We start from the raw sequence: 21,808 nt of genomic DNA, 5'->3' as shown, positions 1-21,808 counted from the left end.
CGCGTGCGCCCGCACCGTTTCCCGCCGGGTGCCCGCCTCGTCGGCCACCAGCACCTCGGCCCGGTGCCGGAACCGCGATTCGGCCAGGACCGATCCGAGCAGACCCGGTACCGGTGGCCCGTCGCCGGTACCGGCGGCACGCCACAGCAGCAGCCCGGAACCGGGCGACCACAGTCCGTGCAACATGGCCCCATCAAATCAGCCGGGTGCGACAGCCCGCGCACGGTCCCCCACCTCGTATCCCCCGGAGTAGGCCGCTGGACGCGATCCGGCCCGGCGCACCCGGGCGGTGTCTGGATTTATCCCCCGCAACGGCACATACTGGGAAATATCCGCTGGTCATCGCTGATATCCGTACCCGCCGAGCGCAGCCCCGCCGGGCGGTTCGGGCTGCCTCCGGCGGCCGTGCGCGGCGCCCGGCACAGCCCGGCCGGCGAACAGCGGTCCCACCACACAGCGGCATCTCGGCACCGCGGTGCCATCGAAAAGCGGAGGGCAGCAGTATGACGATCCTGCTCCAGGTTCTCGAGCAGAGCTACACGCCGACGACCCCGTGGGAACGACGCAAGTTCACCTTCGTCAATGCCGACAAGATCGTCGGCATGCGGCTCGACGGGCAGTGCGGGGTATGGCTGGATCTGTCCCGGCCCGGTGAATCCCAGCGCCTGGCCCATACCGCCGTACCCGAGGAGGCGGTCACCTTCCTCCTCACCGCTTTCGCCAAGATCGCCGAATGTACCGACAGCGGTGGGTCCTGGGTGATCGGTCACGACGGGGTGCACATCGATTCCCTCGTCGCCACGCGCTTCCCACCCCGCAACAACCGGGTCGACAACGACGAACTGCTGGCCCGCGCCTGGCTCTGATACCGGAGCCCCGATAGCTGTCGGAGGGGTCCGGTATACCGGTATCCGTGATGACACGGGGGACGATTCACGCGGTAACCGCTCTGTGTGCCGCCTTTCTGCTACTGGCTTCGGGCACCGGGTGCGCGGCCGTCGCCGGACACCGGCCGGCGCCGGGCAGTCCGGGCCGGAGCCAGCTCGAACAGTTGCTCGGCGCGGTCCGGGTGGTACCGCAACGCCCGCATCCGGGCGGATACGAACGCGGCTGCGGGGCCGGGCAGGGGTGCGTTTTCGGCCCCGCCTGGTCCGACGACCACGACGGTCCCGGCGGCCGGGACGGCTGCGACACCCGTAACAATGTGCTGGCGCGCCAGCTCACCGGAGTCGGCTACCGGCCCGGCAGCCACCGGTGTGTCGTGCAATCCGGCACCCTGGCCGACCCCTATACCGGCGCGCTGATCGTGTTCAGCAAGGAGAACGCGCGGCGGATACCGATCGACCACATCTATCCGCTGGCCGCGGCCTGGGATCTCGGGGCCTCCGGGTGGCCGGCGGCGCAGCGCATCCGGTTCGCCAACGATATCGAGTACAACCTGCAGGCCACCGATGACGCGGCCAATACCGACAAGAGCGACGGCACCCCTGCGGATTGGCTACCGCCGTCCCGGCCCGGGCACTGCTACTACGCGGGCCGCTACCTCACCGTCGCCGTACGCTACGGACTCCCGGTGACCGCCGCCGATCACGCGGCATTGCGCCGGGTGGCCGCGACCTGCGGATGATTTCCCGGGCTACACGCCGGTGGCGACCGGTCGTTTCGGATCGTGTGCCCACTGCGACCAGGAGCCCGGGTAGAGAGCTGCCTGCACCCCCACCACGGCGAGCGCCGCGATAGCGTGCGTGGCCGTGACACCCGACCCGCAGTACACCGCGACCGGCGCCTCGCCGATCTCGCCGAACCGCTCGCGCAGCAGGTCTTCGGGCAGGAAACAGCCGTCCTGATCGAGATTCTCGCTGCTCGGCGCACTGATCGCGCCGGGTATGTGCCCGGCGCGGGGGTCCAGGTGTTCCTGTTCGCCGCGGTAGCGCTCGGCCGCGCGGGCATCCAGCAGAACCCCTTTCCAGCGGGCGACCGCATCGGCGTCGATCACCGGCAGCCGGCCCGGCCGCAGTTCGATATCCCCGGGTGCCGGATCGGGCTCCACCCCGGTGGACAGTTCGCCGCCGGACCGGGTCCACGCCGGTAGCCCGCCGTCCAGGATGCGGACATCGGTGATACCCGCCCAGCGCAGCAGCCACCACGCCCGGGCCGCGGACATTCCGCCGATCGCGTCGTAGACCACCACCGGATCACCCGTGCACAGACCCCAGCTACGGGCGCATCTCTGCAGCCGGCTCGGATCCGGGAGCGGGTGCCGGCCGTGTGCGGGTGAGGGCAGGGCGGCGAGTTCGGTGTCCAGGTCGACGAACACCGCTCCGGGTATGTGACCGTTCTGGTAGTGCTGTGGACCGTCCGGATCGCCGAGTTGCCAGCGCACATCCAGCAGGCGCAGATCCTTCTCTGTTGATTCCCGGAGTTCTTCAGCCGAGATCAATACCGCGTTCAACGCAGCTCCTCGTCCAAGGGTCTGGAACAGATTTCGCCACCGTACGCGCCCGCGGTCCGCGAAGTCCATGCGTACACGGACATTCGCGACGAGTATCAGATCCGGGCGAGCAGCGTCAGCGGGTCCTCCAGCAGCCCGGCGACGGTCGCGAGGAAGCGCGCCGCCGCTTCACCGTCGATCATCCGGTGATCGAAACTCAGCGTCAGCGTCACCACCGAGCGGATCGCCAGTTCGTCCCGGAAGACCCACGGCCGCTTCACCACCGCGCCCAGGCACAGAATCGCTGCCTCCCCCGGATTGACCAGCGGCGTACCGGATTCCACGCCGAAGACACCGACATTGGAAATGGTGAACGTGCCCCCGCGCAGATCGGCCGGGCCGGCCCGGCCGTCGCGCGCGGTCCGGGCCAGCCATCCGATCTCGCGGCACAGTTCACGCAGGCTCAGGGTCTGGGCGTCCTTGATATTGGGCACCAGCAGCCCGCGCGGGGCGGCCACCGCGATACCCAGGTTGACGAAGTGCCGGGTGACGATCTCCGCGTTCGCCTCGTCCCAGAAGGTGTTGATCACCGGGAATTCGGCCAGCGCGGCGAGCACCGATTTCGCCACGAGCGCGAGCAGTGTCGGCGTGATCCCTTCGAAGGAACGGGACGCGCGCAGATGTTCCAGAAGTTCCAGCGAGGCAGTGACATCCACCGTTATCGAGGTGTCGGCCTGCGGGATGGTGCGCGCACTGGTCACCATGGCCTCGGCGGTGCGTTTGCGGACCCCGGCGATCGGCGTGCGCTCCTCACGCACCGACCCGGGGGCCCGTGCCACGGCCGGCGCCGACTCGGCACCGGCGTCGTGGTCGCGGGTATCGGGCTCCGAAACCGGTACCGCTCCACGGACATCCGCGACAGTGACGGCTCCCTCCGGTCCGGAACCGGCCACATACCAGAGGTCTATCCCCAGCTCGCGGGCCAGCTTACGGGCTCCCGGCGTCGCGGCCACCCGCTGCGACTCGGCGGCGGCTCCACGCCCGGTATCGCCACCGCGCTCCGGCTGCTCCTCCGCCGTCCGGGCCGGCCTGCCGATGACACCGCTCTCGTACGATATTCCGTTACCGGCCGAATGTTCCGGAGGCGGCACCGTCGCACCGCCGGAGCGCTGCCCGCCGCGCCGTCGCCGCGAGCCACGCTCCTCCGACGGCCCGTAGCCGACCAGCACCGAGGGCCGGGCATCGGCCCCCGAACCCGTTGCGGCGGTGCGTATTCGGAGCAGCGGCGCACCGACTTCGATGGTCGCTCCGGGCTCGGCGAGCAGTTCCACAACCGTCCCGGCGAACGGCGACGGTAGCGCGACCACCGCTTTCGCGGTTTCGACCTCGGCGATGGTCTGGTTCAACGCGACCTCCTCGCCCACCGCCACCGTCCAGTTCTGGAATTCGGCATCGGTGAGTCCTTCGCCGAGATCGGGGAGACGGAACTCCAGGATCTCGCCGGTATCTGCGGCACGACCTTCGTCGGCGCGGGCGTCGTCGTCCACGGTTTCGGGCACCTCCGGCTGGCGTCAGGGCGGGATCACACTTCAGGCGGCAAGCGTTCGATCGACCGCCTCCAGGATCCGATCCGGGTCGGGCAGATGATGCTTCTCGAGCTTAGCCGGAGGGTAGGGGATATCGAATCCGGCGACCCGCCGCACCGGCGCCTCGAGCCGGTAGAAACACCGCTCGGTGATCCGGGCCGCGATCTCGGCGCCGATCCCACCGGTGCGCGACGCTTCGTGCACCACGATGAGCCGGCCCGTCCGGTCCACCGATTCGGCGATCGTGTCCACATCCAACGGAGCCAGGCTGCGGAGATCCACGACCTCCAGCGAGATCCCTTCCTCGGCGCCCGCCTTCGCGGCGGCCAGCGCGGTGGCGACCGTGCCCCCGTAGGCGACCACGGTGGCGTCGTTCCCGCGTACGCACACCCGGGCCCGGTCCAACGGCAGGTCGGGTTCGGCGGCCGGATCGATCTCGGCCTTGTCCCAGTACCGGCGCTTGGGTTCGAAGAAGATCACCGGGTCGTCCAGAGCGATGGCCTGCCGGATCATGGTGAAGGCATCGGCCGGATTGCTCGGCGCCACCACCCGTAGCCCCGCGGTGTGCGCGAAGTACGCCTCGGGCGATTCGGAATGATGTTCGACCGATCCGATACCGCCCCCGAACGGGATGCGGATGGTCAGCGGCGCCCGGACCGCACCCCGGGTCCGATAGTGGATCTTGGCGACCTGGGAGACGATCTGGTCGAACGCCGGGTACACGAACCCGTCGAACTGGATCTCGCACACCGGCCGGTAGCCGCGCAGCGCCATCCCGAAGGCGGTGCCGATGATGCCCGATTCCGCCAGTGGCGTATCGATCACCCGGCGGTCTCCGAAATCCTTCTGCAGCGCGTCGGTGACCCGGAAGACGCCGCCGAGCCGGCCGATGTCCTCACCCATCAGTACCACTTTCGGATCCTCTTCCAGCGCGCTGCGCAGCCCGGCGTTGAGCGCCGCGGCGAAGGTGGTGATCATGACCGGACTCCTTCCTCGCGCCGGGTGGGCGCGGCGGTGGCGAGCGCCCCGGCCGGGTCGTCGGCCAGGTACGCGAAATAGTCCCGGCGCTGCTCGTCGAGGCCCCGGTGCGCGGTCGCGTAGACGTGTTCGAAGAGTTCCGACGGCTCGGGGTCGGCCATGGTGAGGGTCTCGGTGCGCATCAGATGGGCCACCTCGTCGGCGCGTTCCTCCACTCGCCGCCGGGTTTCGGCGTCGAGCAGGCCCTCGCGTTCCAGCAGCAGCCGCATCCGCAGGATCGGATCACGTCGCGCCCACTCCTCGGTCTCGGCCGCGGTGCGGTAGCGGGTGGGATCGTCGGCGGTCGTATGCGGACCCATGCGATAGGTGATGGCCTCGACGAACGAGGGGCCGCCGCCGCCGCGGGCACGCGCGACGGCCTGCCTGGTGACAGCCAGTACCGCCAGCACATCGTTACCGTCGACCCGGATGGCGGGAATTCCGTATCCGACCGCGCGCCGGGCGATCGGCGTGGCGCTCTGCAACTGCACCGGCTCACTGATCGCCCAGTGGTTGTTCTGACAGAAGAACACCACGGGAGCGCTCCAGCTCGCGGCGAAGGTCAGCGCTTCGGCGATATCGCCCTGACTGGTGGCACCGTCCCCGAAATAGGTGACGGTCGCGATCTCGGCGCCGTCGAGGTGGGCGGCGTAGGCGTAACCGGTGGCGTGCAGTGCCTGGGCGCCGACCACGATCGCCGGGTTGGCCATATTGGTCACCGCCGGATCCCCGGCGCCGTGCGAGACACCCCGCCACATCCCGGTGAGAGCGCTCGGCCGCACGCCGCGGCAATAGGCGACGGCACTCTCCCGGTAGCTGCCGAACACGTAGTCGTCGGGGTGGAGTGCGTGGGCCGATCCCACCTGGGCCGCCTCCTGCCCTTGGCACGGCGCCCAGAGGCCGAGCTGTCCCTGCCGGGCCAGCGCGACGGCCTCGGAATCGATCCGCCGGGTGACCACCAGATCCTCGTAGAGCTGACGCAGTTCACCGGGCCCGATATCGGCGACCAGGGCCTGATATTCGGGGTGGTGCACCCGAGCGCCGTCGGGCTGGATCAACTGCACCGGATACTCGGTTGTGCCGGGCATCGGCCTCGCCTCCTCACGCGGGTCACGCGTTGCTGTGGCCTGTAACACATAGCATCCACGCTTAAGCGTTCTGCGCAACCCTTGATCCGACAACTGAGCAGAATGCACGGTTTCTCGGCGTCCTAACCTGTCATACTGCGTCATATGACCAGTCCGGAGACTTCCGATGCGGTGGTGGACGCCACCGATGCGCGCCTACTGCTGGAATTGATCGCCAACCCCCGGGCCACCGGTGTCGAACTGGCCGCCCGGCTCGGGCTGTCCCGCAATACCGTGCAGGCGCGGCTCGCCCGCTGGGAGGCCACCGGCGTCCTGGGCAGCTTCGAACGCCGGGTCGAGTTACGGGCGCTGGGCTACCGGTTGTCGGCGTTCGTCGCGGTGGTGGTGGACCAGCACCGGCTGGAAGCGGTGGTCGACGAACTGGCCGAGATCGCGGAGGTGACCGAGGTGTGCGGTATGACGGGCCCCACCGATCTCACCGTCCGGGTGGTGGCCCGTGACGCCGACGACCTGTACCGCATCACCGGGCAGGTCCTGAAGATTCCCGGGGTGGTCCGCACGAATATGGCCCTGGTGATGCAGGAGTCGGTGGGACCGCGCACCGCGCCGCTGCTGCGCCGGCTCGCCGAGCAGGCCCGCCCCGCGGACGGACGCCGGCCCGATTAAGCGACACATGAAGGCATATGTCCCATGTAAGCGTTAGAGTGCCGGCATGGAGCACTCAGGCACAGTAGCGGACACCTTCTCGGGCCGGACCGCCGTCGTCACCGGTGGCGGATCGGGTATCGGCGCGGCGCTGGCACGACGGCTGGCCGACCACGGCGCACGGGTCGTCGTGGCGGACCTCGATCCGGCCACCGCGGAGCAGGTGGCCGGCGAGATCGGCGAACACGCCGTCGCCGCCGGCGGGGACGCCGCCGATCCCACGGTGATCCAGCGGCTGATCGATACCGCGGGATCCGCATTCGGCCCGGTGGACCTGTACTTCGCCAATGCCGGGATCGGTGGCGGCGCCGGGCTGGACAGTACCGACGCACAGTGGGCGGCCGCACTGGAGATCAACACCATGGCGCATGTCCGGGCCGCCCGCCTGCTCGTACCCGGCTGGCTGGCGCGGGGTTCGGGTCACTTCGTGAGCACGGCCTCGGCGGCCGGACTGCTCACCCAGCTCGGTTCCGCGCCGTACGCGGTGTCCAAGCACGCCGCGGTGGGTTTCGCGGAATGGCTGTCGGTCACCTACGGCGACAAAGGAATCCGGGTCAGCTGCGTCTGCCCGATGGGCGTGGACACGGCGCTGCTGCGCGAGGGAATGATCCCGCCCGACAATGTGGAAGCCGGACGGCTGGCCATCGATGCCGTGAAATCCGCGGGCGCGGTCCTGACCCCCGAAGCGGTCGCCGACACCGTACTGGCCGGGGTGGCGGCCGGACAGTTCTTGATCCTGCCGCATCCGGAAGTACTGACGATGTACCAGCACAAGGGTTCGGACTACGACCGCTGGATCCGCGGGATGCGCCGCTTCCAGCACGCACTGGAGAACCCCGGCACCGGGCACTGACCCCGGCGCACCGGGCGCCGCGGCCACGCCACGCCGCCGCCGTGCCTGCACCACGCCCGGCCGGCCGGAGGCGCAGCGGGCTCCCGTCGATACGGCCGCCGGGGGTGGTGATCGCGCGGCAGACGCGGCGAAATGTCGGGTTACCATAACGCGGTGAACGGGCCCGGTGAGGTGGATACGGCGGCGCGAATCCTCGATTCCGTGGTCGAGATCATCGAAGCCGACGGTTACGACGCCGTGCAGTTGCGCACGGTCGCCAAACGGGCCCGCGTCTCACTCACCACGATCTACGGTCTGTACAGCAGTCGCGACGAGCTGATCGTGGCCGCGGTGGCGGCGTGGATGGCCGCCCACTCCTACGACGAACTCGCCCTGCATCCGCGGGAGGAGCCGCTGGCCGACGGGTTGATGCGCCTGATCCGGCAGGTTTTCCAGCCCTGGGAGCAGAGCCCGCGGATGGCGCAGGCCTTCTTCCGCGCCCGCGCCACCGCGGGCGGGCACCGGCTGGACCGCCAGGGATTCGAGGCCGTCCTGCCCGCCGCCGCGCATCTGCTGGCCGGCCTGGACCGCGATTACGTCACCGATATCGCACTGGTCATGGTCAATCTGTGTTACGCGATGGTCGGCCGACTGGTCGACGGCACCGCCGACGTCCCCACGATCCTGTCCTCACTGGAACGGGTCATGCACCGGTTGACCAGCGACAACACCCGGCTGGCCACACAGCGCCCGGCGCCCGGCGCGCAATCGGGCCCGCCGATACTGGACTTCTCGCTGTTCTCCCTGTTCGGGCCCGGCGTCGGTGAACCAAAAGACACCGGCGGCACCGGGGATGGTCCGCTCGGCCCCGGCGCCGAGCGGACCGCCCCTTAGCCGGCGCCGGGGCTCTGCACCGGGCGGCGCGTGCCCCGGCCGACGGCCGGGGGCGTACGCGCATCGATCGGCGCTGCCGTCCCTATCGCGGGCCGAGGTCCGCCCAGAGGGTTTCGACGGTCGGCCGGGCTCCCGGCAGCACCCCGGCCGCATCCAGTGCTGCTCGTTTGAAGGCTTGTCCCGCCAGGCTGACCCGGTGGGTGTCGACCAACGCGAACCCGTCCCCGAATTCGACCACCGGCCCGCGACCCCACAGGTAGGTCTGCCGGTTCGCACGATCGCGTCGCGCCAGGGACTCGTCGCGGATTCGGCCCGCGGCCAGGTACATATCCGCGGCCACGGCGAGAACGTCGAGATCGGCGGACCAGCCGGCGCGGGCCGGCACCGCGCCGAGTGCGATCACCTTCGCACCCAGGATGTCCAGCGCCCTGGTGTCGCCGGGATCGGGTAGCGCGACCACGGTCTCGCAACCCGCCGCGGTGCGATCGAAGATCCAACCGCCCAAGCAGCCCACCACGTCGGCGACGGTGGGCGCCACGATCGCGCCACGATTGCGGATCGACCGGCGCCCGGGGTCGGCCCACCGAGCGGCCGACCGGGTGGAATCGCTTCCGAGATCACCGGAAACAGCGAATTGCACTGCCATATCTGCCATTCCGTTCTATCGAACTACACCGTCGGCTGCCCGGCTCGCGCAGACCGAGACCCAGGACTCACCGAAAGAGGCCCCCGCAGGCGCGCACCGGCGCGTACCGGTCGCGATCGGGGAAGTGAGGCCGGCCGGATCCGCCGGCCGTCGCCGGGCGCCGGCCGCGTCCGCGGCGACGACCCGTCGTCGCCGGATCCCCGGACACTCGCTCGATCACCGACGACTACCTGCACAGGCCTGCCCTTCCGTGCGGTCGAGGAGACGCCTCGACCACCCTGCCGCGCCGCTCTCACACCTTCTCGGCAGCGCCGCGCGGCACGACAGTAACACGGTTATCGCCTGTTCATGACCGGATTCGCCAGTCCGGCCGAAGAACCGCGGCCGGCCGGGCGCGCTACCTCGGCGCGTGCTCCGAGCACTCCCGAGACCGGCCGCGCGGAGCGCGACGGTAATCGGAAGTGCCCGAGGGAAATCGGGGCGAGCACCGGAACCGGACGGCCCGCGGAGTGTCCTCCCGGCTACTGTCCGGTGGTGTCGGTGACCAGGACCGCCGCCGCCGTGCGGATCACCTCGGGGATCTCGACCGGTTTGCGGGTGTTCGAATCCACGTAGACGTGCACGAAAGTCCCGGTGGCGGCGAGCTCGAGCTCGTCGCCGGCCTCCCGGAAGATCGCGAGGTCGTAAGTGATGCTGGATCGGCCGAGACGCGCGATCCGCAGACCCACGCGCAGCAGGTCCGGGAAACTCAGCGAGGCGTGGAAGCGGCAGGATGTCTCCGCCACGATCCCGATGGCGGGCAGTTCCCGGATATCGGTGCCCGTCGCGTCGATCAGCCAGGCATTGACGGCGGTATCGAAGTAGGCGTAGTAGGTCACGTTGTTCACGTGCCCGTAGTGGTCGTTGTCGGCCCAGCGGGTGGGCACCGGCCAGAGCACCGGATACGGCTGCGTCACCCGGCCGACGATACCGGGGTCAGCCGGCGGTGGGCACCGCGGCGGCCGCGGCGCCGAGCCGGTGATCGCGCGGGCTCACCCCGAACTGCCGTTTGAACGCGGTACTCAGGGCGAAGGCGCTACCGTACCCGACCCGGCGGGCGACGGCCTCCACCGTCTCGTCGGTGCCCTGCAGCAGATCGGCCGCCAGATCCAGCCGCCATTCGGTGAGGAAGGCCATCGGCGGTTCGCCGACCAGTTCGGTGAACCGCCGGGCCAGCGCCGCCCGTGAGGACCCCACCTCCCGGGCCAGATCGGCCACCGTCCAGCCGTGCGCGGGATTGTGTTGCAGCAGCCGCAATGCCTTGCCGACCAGTGGGTCGCTGTAGGCGTGGTACCAGGGCGGCGCCTCGTTCCCGGCGAACCAGGTGCGCAGGGTCGCGATGAGCAGCAGGTCCAGCAATCGGTCCAGTACCGCGCTCTGGGCGGGCTGATCCTTCACGGTCTCCTCCACCAGCAGGCTCAGCACCCGCTCGTCGGACCGCCCGCGCGGCACCACCAGTGTCTGCGGTAGAGCACGCAGCAGACGCCGGCTCACCGCGCCCGCCTGCTCGTAGGATCCGGTGACCAGAACGGTCTCCCCCGCGGGATCGTTACCCCACTGCCGCACACCCAGACTCATCGTCTCGCAGAGCACCTCACCGTCCACCGTGGTGGTGATCTGCCCGGGGTTGATCAGGATCTGCGGTTCGGTGGCGGGGTCGTCGGCGACCGTATAGGGCTGCGGCCCCCGGAACACCGCCACATCCCCGGCACCGATCCGATACCGGCCGCCGTCCTCGGTGAGCACCCACGCATGACCCCGGATCACCGCGGCAACCGTCAACGGGGATTCGTCCTGGATCCGCAGCGACCACGGCGGGCTGAGCAATGAACGCAGCAGGAAAGCGCCCCGCGCCCGCGGTCCCTCCAGCAGGGCAGCCAATGCATCCACACCGCCAACGATAGCGGCGCCTCATATCCTGGGAACACCCCGCGACCACGGCGGATCCGCGATGAGCGCGCCCGCGACGGCCGGCTGTGCCGCGCCACCACCGCGGCATGAACGAATCCGTAGGCCGAACGCGGAGCATCCGCCACCACACGCGGCGCGTGCTCCGCGATTTCGCGCGGCTACAGGTACATACCGGTATCGGGCACCGCGTCGTGGACCGCGATACGGCCGGTACCGTCGCGCAGCGCGACCAGTTCCGCGAGTGTCGCCCCGGCCGCGGGAGCTTCGGCGCCCCGGTCCCCGAGCCAGCGCCGCGCCTCACCGGCGGACAACCGGCCGACCTCCAACTGCGCGAGGCACCGGCCGGGCCGGGTGACGGCGGGATGCAGCCGGGAGAGGTCCTCGTTCGTGCTGATCGCGACCAGTACGTCGCGGCCCTGACCCAGCATGCCGTCGGTGAGATTGAGCAGCCGGGACAGTCCCTGCCCCGAGGACGACTTCGCCTCGCTGTGAATCAGTTCGTCACAGTCCTCCAGGATCAGCAGGCGCCAGCGGTCGGCTTCCTCGTCCTCCCCTTCGGCGCCCATGGCCGCCCGCATCAGATAGCCGGGTTTGGCGAAAAGCATCTCCGGATCGAGCACACAGTCGGCCTGGCACCAGTCCGACCAGGCCCGGGCCAGCGCCCGCAACGCGGTGGTCTTGCCGGTGCCCGGCGGTCCGTGCAGCAGCAGCAACCGGCCCCGGATATCTCCCGGGCGCAGCGCCATCAGCCGGTCCAGCGCGGCGGCGACCGCGTCGCTGTAGTTGTCGCGGATCTCCGGCCACTCCGGGGTGTTGACGGCCAGCGCGCGCCGCTGGGCACCGTGTTCACCCTGGTGCCAGAAGCCCATCTTGACCGTGGCCCGGTCGTCGCCGACCGGTTCTTCGGCATCCCGTACCGATTCCGCCACAATGCGTTCGGCGAGTTCGTCGCTGACCGCCGTGACCTCGACCTGGGCCGATTTATCGGTCCAGCGATCGGCTCGCAGGGTCCAGCCCTCGCCGAGCACCAGTATCGACCGCGAATCGGTATCGACCACCGACCGCGAGATCCGTGACCCCGGCGGCCGCAGCGCGGCCTCGGGCCGCACCCGCTCCAACCGGCTCTTCCGGTAGTACGGCTGGGTACCGCGGCCGAAGAAACTCAGAGTGAGCATGTCCAGCAGGTCGCGCGGGGTGGAATAGGAGTCGAGCACGGCATTCCACGCCAGCAGCTCGGCGGGATCCGTGGCGGGGGTGTCGGGAGCGATCAATCGCAAGGGTTCGTGGCTTTCCAGCATCGCCGACTATCATCGGCCCGGGCCCGGGCAGCGTCCAACGGTTTTCCCGTACTCGCCATCGGCCGACCGGACAACAGCATGACGGCCCCCGGCGTGATGACGAACCACGTTGCCCCGAACGGCGATCTACGCGCGAACAATGGATCGACAAGGTCTCGCGGCTGAAGATCCGTGAGGAAGGGCACGCCCAGATGTTCGCGTGCCGGGCGTTGCAAGATCTTGTCGACGCCGGCGCGGTCACACCTCCGCCGAGCATGAATTCCCGGATACCGTGGATGTACAACGGTGAAGCGGTACCGCCACCCATCAATGCCGAGCACTGGGAGATCTACCAGACCCACAAGCCGAAAGAGGCGTTCGTCGTCCTCAGCGAGCTGTACCCGCACACCATCATGAGCAAACCCGGCGGAGATACCTACCTGGAACACTACCGGGAGATCTACGGCAGAAAATTCGACGAGTTATACGGCCCGGAACGGCGCTAGGGACGCAGCGACAATTCGACCAGCGGAACGGTGTCGATGCCGCGACCGGTCGCCTCCTCGATGAGGCCGCTCAACTCCCGATACGCCCGCGGGTGCCGGATCCGATACTCCGCCAGCACCTCGGCCGCCCGTCCCCGGTCCAGAACACGCGCCTCGGCGGGTACCCGGTAGCGGGTGCCGATACTCACCCGGCACCGCGGCCGGGCCAGCAGATTCCGGTACCACTGCGCGGTTTCGCCGAACCCCGACGCGATGATCACGGTGCCCGGATCGGGACGGTCCACCGTCTCCAGCGCCACATACCGCGTGGCACCGGATTTCCGGCCGATATGTTCCAGCAGCAGCAGCCGGCCACCGAACAGGAAACCCAGTCGGGCCCGGAACAACCAGATCGGTGATCGTACGAACCAGCGGGACTGCAGAAGTTTCGCTCCAGTACTCGCCATCAGTCGACCGTACAACAGCACGACGGCCCCGGGCGCGGTGGTGAACCGCGTGGACCCGGGGCCGTGGTGACTGTCGCGCGGTTACAGCGCCTTCAGTTCCTCGGTAACCGCTCCGACCGACTTCTTCGCGTCCCCGAACAGCATGGAGGTGTGATCGGAGTAGAAGAGCGGATTGTCGATACCGGCGAAACCGCTGTTCATCGAACGCTTCAGCACGATCACGGATTTGGCCTGGTCGACATTGAGGACCGGCATACCGTAGATCGGGCTGGCCGAATCCTCGCGGGCGGCCGGGTTGGTGACATCGTTGGCGCCGATGACCAGGGCGACATCGGTGCGGCCGAATTCGCCGTTGATATCGTCCATTTCCTTCATGGCGTCGTAGGACACCTCGGCCTCGGCCAGCAGCACGTTCATATGGCCGGGCATCCGGCCCGCGACCGGGTGGATGGCGTATTTGACCTCGACGCCCTTGGCTTCGAGCAGTCCCGCCATCTCCTTGACCGCGTGCTGGGCCTGGGCGACGGCCATACCGTAGCCCGGTACCACGATGACCTGGTTGGCGTAGGCCATCTGGATGGCCGCGTCGGCGGCGGAGGTGGCCTTGGCCTGTTTCTGTTCGCCACCACCGGCACCGGAGACCGCGCCGCCGCCACCGAATCCGCCCGCCACGATGGCCGGTATGGACCGGTTCATCGCCTTGGCCATCAGATTGGTCAGGATGGTGCCGGACGCGCCGACGATCATGCCGGCCACGATCATCGCGGTATTGTTCAGCGCCAGCCCGGCCGCCGCCGCGGACAGACCGGTGAGCGCGTTGAGCAGCGAGATCACCACCGGCATATCGGCGCCGCCGATCGGCAGCACCACCATCAGACCCAGCACACCGGCGGCCAGCAGCAGACCGACCATCCACCACTGCGAGACACCACCATCGGCGGCGCCGAGACCGATCACGACCGCCGCCGCGACGGCGAGGACCAGCAGCAGCAGATTCACGACCTGCTGCAGTTTGCCGAGACCGATCGGGCGGCCGGGCAGGATCTCCTGCAGCTTCCCGAACGCGATCAGCGAGCCCCAGAACGACACCGAGCCGATGATCGCGGCGAACAGCGAGCCGACGATGATGTGCACCGTCGGTTCCTCACCGTGATGGAAGACCGAGAAACCGGTGGTATCGATGAATTCGGCCCACGCGATGAGAGCGACCGTTCCGCCGCCGACACCGTTGAACGCCGCCACCAGCTGAGGCATCGCGGTCATCTTGGTGTAGCGCGCGGGCGGCACACCCAGCACCACACCGACGATCAGGCCGGCGACGATCAGGATCCAGTTGCCGGTGTCGCGGACCGCGATGAGCGTGGCGATCACCGCGATCGCCATACCGGCCGCCGCGATCCAGTTGCCCCGGACCGCGGTCTTGGGGCCGGTCAGCCCCATCAGACCGTAGATGAACAGGGCGAAGGACAGGATGTAGAGAATATCGACCAGATTGTCCATGGGTCACTTACCTGCCTTCTCGGCACCCGCGGCGGGCTTCTTGCCTTTGAACATGCCCAGCATCCGGTCGGTGACCACGAAACCGCCGATCACGTTGAGCGTGCCGAACACCACGGCCACGAACAGGATGACCTGCACCCCGGGGGACGGGTCCTCCATCCGCCCGAGGGTGACCAGCGCGCCCAGCACCACGATGCCGTGGATGGCGTTGGTACCCGACATCAGCGGCGTGTGCAGGGTATTGGGAACCTTGGAGATCACCGCGAAACCCACGAATCCGGACAGCACCAGAATCGCGATATTCGCCAGCAGTTCGGTGTACATCACTGCGCCTTCGTTGTCGGTTCGGCGTCACGGGTGACGCAGGAATCGGCCAGCACCTGATCGGAGAAGTCCGGTTTCAGTTCGCCCTCGGCGAGCATCAGTTCCAGCAGCGCCGCGATGTTCTTCGAGTACAGCTCGCTGGCGTGCTCGGGCATCGTGGCGGGCAGGTTCAGCGGCGAGCAGATCGTCACGTCGTGCTTGACCACGGTCTCGCCCGGCTCGGTGAGTTCGCAGTTGCCGCCGGTCTCCCCGGCGAGGTCCACGATCACGCTGCCCGGTTTCATCCCGGCCACCGCGCCCGCGGTCACCAGCCGCGGCGCGGGACGACCGGGCACCAGCGCGGTGGTGATCACCACGTCGAAACCCTTGATCGCGTCCTCGAGCGCCTGTTGCTGCTTGGCCTTCTCCTCGTCGGTGAGTTCGCGGGCATAGCCGCCCTCACCAGCGGCGTCGATCCCGAGATCGAGCCACTGGGCACCCACCGAACGCACCTGGTCGGCGACCTCGGGACGCACGTCGTAACCGGTGGTCCGGCCGCCCAGACGTTTCGCGGTGGCCAGCGCCTGCAGCCCGGCCACGCCGACGCCGAGCACCAGCACGGTCGCCGGTTTCACAGTGCCGGCGGCGGTGGTGAGCATCGGGAAGAAGCGGGTGGATTCCGAGGCGGCCAGCAGTACCGCCTTGTACCCGGCGACATTGGCCTGCGAGGAGAGCGCGTCCATCACCTGGGCGCGGGAGATCCGCGGAATCGCCTCCACCGCGAACGCCTGCACGCCGGCCTGCTTCAACGCGCCGATCTGGTTGTCGGCGTTGCGCGGGGCGAGGAATCCGATGAGCGTCTGGCCCGCGGACAGTTTGCCCACCTCGGCATCGCTGGGCGGGGCCACCTTGACGACCACATCGGCCGACCAGGGGTCGCCGATCGTCGCGCCGGCTTCCTCGTAGGCGGTATCGGGAATGAGCGCGCCCGCTCCGGCTCCGCCCTCGACCACGACCTCCACGCCCTGCTTCACCAGCGTGGGGATGATCTTCGGAACCAAGGCGACCCGCCGCTCGCCCGCGGCGGATTCGCGAACGACACCGACACGCGCCCCGCGCGGCGACGAATCGCCTACGGTCGGTGTTGCATCCCCCCCTGCTCCCACCCGTGTCGTCTCCACTTGTCTGCTTCCCTCTCCTGGTGTTTCGGCCGCCGATCAACGGCGCCGGGCGGAGGTGTCCTGGGACACCACCGCCCGAAATCCTGGCAACCGTACATCGGCCGCAGTGAGATTAGCTGAGATGCCCGTCACATTCCGACTCCGCAACCGGATGTCTTCGCATCGGTAAAGCCTGATGACGGGATATATCCGCGGAAGCATGCTCACTAGTTTGAAAAGTTTGCCAAGTCGATGCCCACTCCGGGACCCGCTGGGCCCTTACGCCGTAGAGTGCGCCGTGTGAGCGACTGCGTTTTCTGCGGGATCGTGGCCGGCACCGCACCGGCCCATCGGGTGTACGAGGACGATACGGTGACCGCGTTCCTGGACATCCGGCCGATCACCCGTGGGCACACGCTGGTGATCCCGAAGCGGCATGCCACCGATCTGTCCGAACTGGATGCCGAGGCCGGCGTGGATCTGTTCCGGGTCGGCCATCGCATCGCCCGGGCCGTGCAGGGACCCGGTTTCGCCGCCGACGGCGCGAACCTGCTGATCAACGACGGCAAGGCGGCCTTCCAAACGGTCGCGCACGTCCATCTGCACGTGATCCCGCGCAGTCACGGCGACAAGCTCCGGTTCGCGACCGGACTGGTGCTGCGCCGCTCGCACGAGCCCGAACGGGTCGCCGCCGCGCTCCGCGCGGACCTGGCCGCCCTGGACGCGCGGCCCGGATCCGACGGCGACCCCGCCTGATTCCGAGTGGGCACGAATTCCGATCAGCAACGGAAGGCATCGCCGATGATGCGAGACCACCGGCGCTCAGGCGCCACGGCTTGCACATATCGGCCGCGAAGGAGGACCGAATGACCGACACCCTCGACCGTCCCGGGCTCACCGCGCGGTTGGCCGACCAGTTCGACGCCCTCGCCGAATTGGTCTCCGGTCTCGACGAGCAGCAGTGGCGTACGCCCTCACCGCTACCGGGGTGGACCGTGTTCGATGTGCTGAGCCATGTGATCGGCACCGAATCGATGCTGCTCGGCGACAAGCCGCCGGCGCGCGTGGCGCAGGCGGACGATGTCGATGTGAACACCCTGCCGCACGTGCGCAACGAGATCGGCGCGTTCAACGAGATCTGGGTGCAGCGACTGCGCCCACGCGCGGGCGCCGAACTGCTCGACCTCTACCGCGAGGTGATCGGCCGGCGCCGGGCAGCGCTCGCCGCCCTGGACGACGCGGCGTGGTCGGCGCCGTCACCGTCACCGATCGGCGAGGTGCCCTACGCGCGCTTCATGCGGGTGCGGCTGTTCGACTGCTGGATGCACGAACTCGATATCGCCGACGCACTCGGGAAACGGGTCGACGAGGGTGGCCCGCGGGGCGAACTCGCCTTCGCCGAATTCGCGCAATCGCTGCCCCGGGTGGTCGCGAAACGCGGTAAGGCACCGGCCGGTTCGCTGATCACCCTGGCGCTCACCGGCCCGCTCGCGCGCACCCTGCACATCGAGATCGGCGACCGGGCGCGCTATGTGGACACACCCGCCGCCGAATCCACCGTGACCCTGGGACTGGACTCCGGTCTGCTGGTGCGGCTCGGCGGCGGCCGGGTGGACCCCGGCTCGGCACTGGGCCGGATCACCTTCGAGGGAGACGCGGATCTGGGCCGCCAGGTGGCCCGGAACCTGGCGTTCACCATCTGATGCGGCTGTTCCTGGCGAGCTACCGGTTCGGCGCTCATTACGACGTATTCGCTTCGCTGGTCGGCGAACCGGGCCCCATCGCGGTGATCGCCAATGCCTTCGATTCCTGGCCGCAGGGCCGGACCGCCGCGCTGACCAGCGAACTGACTCCGTTGCGCGCGCTCGGGTTCCGGCCCGAGGAGGTCGATCTGCGCGAATACGCCGGGCGCCCCGACGAACTGGGACGGCGGCTGGCGCGGTTTCCCGTCCTCTGGGTCCGCGGCGGCAACACCTTCGTCCTACGCGCCCAGTTCGCACGCAGCGGTGCGGATCTGGTGATCCCGGAATTACTGGAGTCGGATTCGGTCGTCTACGCCGGTTACAGCGCGGGCGCCTGTGTCCTCGGGCCGGACCTGCACGGCCTGGAGGCCTCCGACGACCCCGCCGAGGTACGGCCGGCCTGCGGTATCGAACCGATCTGGACAGGGCTCGGCGTGATCGATCGGCCGATCGTGCCGCATCTGGACTCACCCACCGACCCCGAGCGCACGGGGAACGCCCTCGCCGAGCGCCTTCGCGCGGCGGGCACCGCGCACTGGGCGCTCACCGATGCCGATGTCGTGGTGCGCGATGGAGACGAAACCCGCTTGTACACGGGCTGAAGGTCAGTGGCGCCGGAAGACCACCCAGCGCATGGCCGAATACATGTACACCGCCTCGCACGCCCCGGCCAGCATTCGGGACAGGTGGTATTGCACACCGAGCGCGGCCAGTCCGGCGCCCACACCCAGGATGAAGGCGAGGTAGTTGATCAGCACGACGACCGCGTAGACCACCGCCTGCCGCCCCGCGGGTGCGTGCGAACGGAAGTTCAGCCGCCGGTTCAGAGAGAACGCCAGTGCGAACGCGCAGACGTAACCGACCGAGACCGACAGCCATCCCGATAATCCGAGTCCGCTGCGCATCCCGGTGAGGATCAGCAGGTCGACAGCGAAGGTGAAGCTGTTGATCAGCGCGAAACCGAGAAAGGTGGGGGCGACGAGGCGGTCCAGGCCCCAGGGAAGGCGCGCGACCACTCCGGCGCACCAGCGGGCGAACCGGATCTCCCACATATCAGCGTCCGCCGCCAGATCCTGCACGCCGCCAGCCTCCCAGCATGAGGTGTCCGGGAGGTGAGCGCGCGGCAAACCCACAGCCCCGAAGGCATTTCCGGGGTCGGCACGCAGTCCCGGAGTGGCGGCCGGCTTGTCATTTCGGCAAATTTGTTTGCCAATCGGATCCGGTTTGCGGATAGTCGGCGCCGAGGAGGTGGTCACGGTGACCGATGAACTGGACAACGACTACGACGTGGTGGTGGCAGGCGGTGGAGCGGCCGGCCTGAACGGGGCGCTCATGCTGGCCCGGTCACGACGCAGCGTGGTGGTGATCGATGCGGGACAACCGCGCAACGCTCCCGCCGAGGGTGTGCACGGACTACTCGCGCGCGACGGTATGCCACCGGCGGAGTTGCTCGAGATCGGCCGCGCCGAGGTCCGCCGCTACGGCGGGCAGGTGGTATCCGGACAGATCACCGGCGCGGCCCGCGACGGTGACCGTTTCACGATCACGCTCGCCGACGGCCGTGCGGTGCGGGCGCGGCGGCTGCTGGTGACCACAGGGCTGACCGACGAACTGCCCGAGATCCCCGGACTGCGGGAACGGTGGGGCCGCGATGTGGTGCACTGCCCGTACTGCCACGGCTGGGAGGTGCGCGGCCGGGCGATCGCCGTGCTGAGCCGCGGGCCGATCTCTGTGCATCAGGTCCAGCTGTTCCGGCAACTCAGCGACGACGTCGTCTACTTCACCCACGACCTGCCCGGCCCCGCCCCGGAGGTCGCGGAACGGCTCGCCGCACGCGGCGTCCGCGTGGTGGCCGGCGAGGTGGCCGGAATCGAGATCACCGAAGACCGGATCACCGGTATCCGGCTCGCCGACGGCACCGTCGTCGCCCGGGAGGTCGTCGCCGTGGGCACGCGGATGGTCGCCCGCGCAGGGTTCCTGGAGGATCTGGGCCTGGCGGCCACCGAACATCCGGCCGGTTTCGGCCGGTACATCCCGTGCGATGCCACCGGCCGCACCGAGGTGCCGGGAGTCTGGGCCGCGGGGAATGTCACCGATCTGTCCGCGCAGGTCGGCGCGGCCGCCGCGGCCGGTGCGACGGCCGGTGCGCAGATCAACGCCGATCTCGTGGAGGAGGAATTCGATACGGCGGTCGCCGCTACCCGCGACGGGTTCGCGGGGGCCGCGGAGGCGCGGCTCGCGCAATCGGTGAACGGCGCCCGCGGCCACGGCCTGTGAACACCGGGGTCCCGTCGGCGCGGACGGGACCCCATTCGGCCCGCGAGCGGCTAGCGTTGGGGCGTGGACCTGCGTGAACTGATCGACCTTCTGCCCGCCGGGGCGGTACTCACCGATCCCGACGTCCTCGCCGGGTACCGGCAGGACTGGGCGAAGGACCCGACCGCGGGGACCCCACTGGCCGTAGTACGCGCCACCGGAACCGCCGATGTGCGTGCGACGCTGCGCTGGGCCGACGAGCACCGGGTCCCGGTGGTCCCCCGCGGCGCCGGGTCCGGTCTCTCCGGTGGCGCCACCGCGGTGGACGGCGGAATCGTGCTGAGTACCGAGCGGATGCGCGGGATCGCCATCGACCCGGTCACCCGGACCGCGGTGGTCGGTCCCGGGCTACTCAATGCCGAGGTCAAACGGGCGGTCGCCGAACACGGGCTCTGGTATCCCCCCGACCCGTCGTCGTTCGAAATGTGCTCGATCGGTGGTAACGCCGCAACCAACGCGGGCGGCCTGTGCTGCGTCAAATACGGCGTGACCACCGACTATGTCCTGGGTATGGAGGTCGTGCTCGCCGACGGCACCGCGGTGCGGCTGGGCGGCCCGCGGCTGAAGGATTCGGCCGGGCTGTCGCTGACCAAAATGTTCGTCGGCAGCGAGGGCACCCTCGGCGTCATCACCGAACTCACCCTGCGGCTGCTACCCGCACAACCGGTGCAGAGCACCGTGGTCGCGTCCTTCGCCACACTCACCGCGGCCACCGAGGCGATCCTCGCCGTCACCGGCGCGCTGCGCCCGGCCATGCTGGAGTTCATGGATTCCGTCGCCATCAACGCGGTGGAGGACGAACTGCGGATGGGCCTGGACCGCGACGCCGCCGCCCTGCTGGTGGCCCGCTCCGACGCGCCCGGCGACCACGCCGCGCAGGAAGCCCGGATCATGCTCGAAGCCTGCCGGGCCGCCGGGGCCACCGAGGCATTCCACACCGCCGACCCGGAGGAGGGCGAAGCCTTCACCGCGGCCCGCCGCTACGCGATCCCCGCGGTCGAACGGCTCGGCCCGCTGTTACTCGAGGATGTCGGGGTACCGCTGCCCCGGCTCGGCGATCTGGTGACCGGAATCGCCGAGATCGCCCGGCACAACGACGTCACGGTGTCGGTGATCGCGCACGCCGGTGACGGCAACACCCATCCACTGATCGTGCACGACCCGTCCGACCCGGACGAGACCGAACGCGCCCACCGCGCCTTCGGCGAGATCATGGAGCTGGCCATCACCCTCGGCGGCACCATCACCGGCGAACACGGGGTGGGCCGGCTCAAAAAAGCATGGCTCCCGGATCAGCTGGGCCCCGAGGTGATGGACCTGACCAGGCGGATCAAGACGGCCCTCGACCCGCACGGCATCCTCAACCCCGGCGCTGTCCTCTGAACACCGGAACAAACCGCACCGGGCCC

25 protein-coding genes are annotated in these 21,808 nt (G+C 69.3%); 11 read left to right on the top strand and 14 right to left on the bottom strand.

Annotated features, from left to right (window positions below; all coding sequences use genetic code 11):
• Positions 1-186, bottom strand: a 186-nt coding sequence (locus ON38_RS05180; protein ID WP_039822775.1) for a hypothetical protein, incomplete at its 3' end; no start/stop codon positions are given.
• Positions 187-503: 317 nt separating this feature from the next.
• On the opposite strand from ON38_RS05180, the gene ON38_RS05175 reads away from it, so the two are divergent.
• Positions 504-866 (top strand): hypothetical protein, encoded by a 363-nt coding sequence (locus ON38_RS05175; RefSeq protein ID WP_039822773.1) that lies wholly within the window; start codon positions 504-506, stop codon positions 864-866.
• Positions 867-916: 50 nt separating this feature from the next.
• Positions 917-1,627: an HNH endonuclease family protein gene (locus tag ON38_RS05170; protein ID WP_083872274.1), complete on the top strand. Its 711-nt coding sequence runs from the start codon at positions 917-919 to the stop codon at positions 1,625-1,627.
• A gap of 9 nt (positions 1,628-1,636) precedes the next feature.
• On the opposite strand, the gene ON38_RS05165 is transcribed toward ON38_RS05170, so the two are convergent.
• The 4 genes from ON38_RS05165 to pdhA form a co-directional block, all read right to left on the bottom strand.
• The gene (locus ON38_RS05165) at positions 1,637-2,452 is read right to left on the bottom strand and encodes a sulfurtransferase (RefSeq protein ID WP_245563919.1); all 816 of its coding nucleotides are present in this window, start codon (positions 2,450-2,452) and stop codon (positions 1,637-1,639) included.
• 95 nt (positions 2,453-2,547) lie between these two features.
• Positions 2,548-3,927 (bottom strand): dihydrolipoamide acetyltransferase family protein, encoded by a 1,380-nt coding sequence (locus ON38_RS05160; protein ID WP_039822800.1) that lies wholly within the window; start codon positions 3,925-3,927, stop codon positions 2,548-2,550.
• Positions 3,928-4,020: 93 nt separating this feature from the next.
• Positions 4,021-4,995 (bottom strand): alpha-ketoacid dehydrogenase subunit beta, encoded by a 975-nt coding sequence (locus ON38_RS05155; protein WP_039822772.1) that lies wholly within the window; start codon positions 4,993-4,995, stop codon positions 4,021-4,023.
• Positions 4,992-6,122 (bottom strand): pyruvate dehydrogenase (acetyl-transferring) E1 component subunit alpha, encoded by a 1,131-nt coding sequence (gene pdhA, locus ON38_RS05150; protein ID WP_051164394.1) that lies wholly within the window; start codon positions 6,120-6,122, stop codon positions 4,992-4,994. Before pdhA ends, ON38_RS05155 begins: the two co-directional genes overlap by 4 nt.
• 144 nt (positions 6,123-6,266) lie before the next feature.
• Between pdhA and ON38_RS05145 the strand changes: the two genes are divergently transcribed.
• From ON38_RS05145 to ON38_RS05135, 3 genes are all read left to right on the top strand, one after another.
• Complete coding sequence (locus ON38_RS05145; protein WP_039822771.1) at positions 6,267-6,788, top strand: Lrp/AsnC family transcriptional regulator; 522 nt, start codon at positions 6,267-6,269, stop codon at positions 6,786-6,788.
• A gap of 46 nt (positions 6,789-6,834) precedes the next feature.
• Positions 6,835-7,680: an SDR family oxidoreductase gene (locus tag ON38_RS05140; protein WP_039822770.1), complete on the top strand. Its 846-nt coding sequence runs from the start codon at positions 6,835-6,837 to the stop codon at positions 7,678-7,680.
• A 153-nt stretch (positions 7,681-7,833) separates the two neighbouring features.
• The gene (locus ON38_RS05135; protein ID WP_083872278.1) at positions 7,834-8,553 is read left to right on the top strand and encodes a TetR/AcrR family transcriptional regulator; all 720 of its coding nucleotides are present in this window, start codon (positions 7,834-7,836) and stop codon (positions 8,551-8,553) included.
• 82 nt (positions 8,554-8,635) lie between these two features.
• Here ON38_RS05135 and ON38_RS05130 read toward each other — a convergent pair whose 3' ends face one another.
• The 4 genes from ON38_RS05130 to ON38_RS05115 form a co-directional block, all read right to left on the bottom strand.
• Positions 8,636-9,199: a hypothetical protein gene (locus ON38_RS05130; protein WP_051164393.1), complete on the bottom strand. Its 564-nt coding sequence runs from the start codon at positions 9,197-9,199 to the stop codon at positions 8,636-8,638.
• A gap of 521 nt (positions 9,200-9,720) precedes the next feature.
• Positions 9,721-10,155: an acyl-CoA thioesterase gene (locus ON38_RS05125; protein ID WP_245563917.1), complete on the bottom strand. Its 435-nt coding sequence runs from the start codon at positions 10,153-10,155 to the stop codon at positions 9,721-9,723.
• Positions 10,156-10,174: 19 nt separating this feature from the next.
• Positions 10,175-11,128, bottom strand: a complete 954-nt coding sequence (locus ON38_RS05120; RefSeq protein WP_039822767.1) for an AraC family transcriptional regulator — start codon at positions 11,126-11,128, stop codon at positions 10,175-10,177.
• 179 nt (positions 11,129-11,307) lie between these two features.
• Entirely contained in the window at positions 11,308-12,447 is a 1,140-nt protein-coding gene (locus ON38_RS05115) for a DUF5925 domain-containing protein (RefSeq protein WP_039822766.1), read from the bottom strand.
• Between the two features lie 275 nt (positions 12,448-12,722).
• Here ON38_RS05115 and ON38_RS05110 point away from each other — a divergent pair, with 275 nt between their 5' ends.
• Positions 12,723-12,932 (top strand): hypothetical protein, encoded by a 210-nt coding sequence (locus tag ON38_RS05110; RefSeq protein WP_157181667.1) that lies wholly within the window; start codon positions 12,723-12,725, stop codon positions 12,930-12,932.
• Here ON38_RS05110 and ON38_RS05105 read toward each other — a convergent pair.
• The 4 genes from ON38_RS05105 to ON38_RS05090 form a co-directional block, all read right to left on the bottom strand.
• Complete coding sequence (locus ON38_RS05105; protein ID WP_039822763.1) at positions 12,929-13,378, bottom strand: nitroreductase family deazaflavin-dependent oxidoreductase; 450 nt, start codon at positions 13,376-13,378, stop codon at positions 12,929-12,931. The two genes, ON38_RS05110 and ON38_RS05105, sit on opposite strands and share 4 nt — an antisense overlap.
• An 81-nt stretch (positions 13,379-13,459) precedes the next feature.
• Positions 13,460-14,878 (bottom strand): NAD(P)(+) transhydrogenase (Re/Si-specific) subunit beta, encoded by a 1,419-nt coding sequence (locus ON38_RS05100; RefSeq protein ID WP_039822762.1) that lies wholly within the window; start codon positions 14,876-14,878, stop codon positions 13,460-13,462.
• 3 nt (positions 14,879-14,881) lie between these two features.
• Positions 14,882-15,202 carry an NAD(P) transhydrogenase subunit alpha part 2 gene (locus ON38_RS05095; protein WP_039822760.1) on the bottom strand — a complete coding sequence of 107 codons (321 nt, stop codon included), beginning with the start codon at positions 15,200-15,202 and terminating at the stop codon, positions 14,882-14,884.
• A complete protein-coding gene (locus tag ON38_RS05090) occupies positions 15,202-16,347 on the bottom strand; it encodes a Re/Si-specific NAD(P)(+) transhydrogenase subunit alpha (RefSeq protein WP_051164395.1) in 1,146 nt (381 codons plus the stop codon). Before ON38_RS05090 ends, ON38_RS05095 begins: the two co-directional genes overlap by 1 nt.
• Positions 16,348-16,641: 294 nt before the next feature.
• Here ON38_RS05090 and ON38_RS05085 point away from each other — a divergent pair, with 294 nt between their 5' ends.
• The 3 genes from ON38_RS05085 (at position 16,642) to ON38_RS05075 (ending at position 18,685) form a co-directional block, all read left to right on the top strand.
• A complete protein-coding gene (locus tag ON38_RS05085) occupies positions 16,642-17,097 on the top strand; it encodes an HIT family protein (RefSeq protein ID WP_039822793.1) in 456 nt (151 codons plus the stop codon).
• 110 nt (positions 17,098-17,207) lie between these two features.
• Complete coding sequence (locus tag ON38_RS05080) at positions 17,208-18,044, top strand: maleylpyruvate isomerase family mycothiol-dependent enzyme (RefSeq protein ID WP_039822758.1); 837 nt, start codon at positions 17,208-17,210, stop codon at positions 18,042-18,044.
• Positions 18,044-18,685: a Type 1 glutamine amidotransferase-like domain-containing protein gene (locus ON38_RS05075; protein WP_039822756.1), complete on the top strand. Its 642-nt coding sequence runs from the start codon at positions 18,044-18,046 to the stop codon at positions 18,683-18,685. Before ON38_RS05080 ends, ON38_RS05075 begins: the two co-directional genes overlap by 1 nt.
• A 3-nt stretch (positions 18,686-18,688) precedes the next feature.
• On the opposite strand, the gene ON38_RS05070 is transcribed toward ON38_RS05075, so the two are convergent.
• The gene (locus ON38_RS05070; protein ID WP_039822792.1) at positions 18,689-19,135 is read right to left on the bottom strand and encodes a GtrA family protein; all 447 of its coding nucleotides are present in this window, start codon (positions 19,133-19,135) and stop codon (positions 18,689-18,691) included.
• Positions 19,136-19,340: 205 nt separating this feature from the next.
• Here ON38_RS05070 and ON38_RS05065 point away from each other — a divergent pair, with 205 nt between their 5' ends.
• Together ON38_RS05065 and ON38_RS05060 are read left to right on the top strand one after the other, a co-directional pair.
• Positions 19,341-20,360, top strand: a complete 1,020-nt coding sequence (locus ON38_RS05065; RefSeq protein WP_039822791.1) for an NAD(P)/FAD-dependent oxidoreductase — start codon at positions 19,341-19,343, stop codon at positions 20,358-20,360.
• Positions 20,361-20,423: 63 nt separating this feature from the next.
• A complete protein-coding gene (locus ON38_RS05060; protein WP_039822754.1) occupies positions 20,424-21,782 on the top strand; it encodes an FAD-binding oxidoreductase in 1,359 nt (452 codons plus the stop codon).
• The last annotated feature ends 26 nt before the right edge of the window (positions 21,783-21,808 follow it).

The sequence above is a fragment of the Nocardia testacea NBRC 100365 genome (assembly GCF_000308775.1).
Classification (GTDB): Bacteria; Actinomycetota; Actinomycetes; order Mycobacteriales; family Mycobacteriaceae; genus Nocardia; species Nocardia testacea.
Note: the sequence above shows the minus strand (reverse complement) of the source record. Positions and strands in the feature narration are given on the sequence as shown.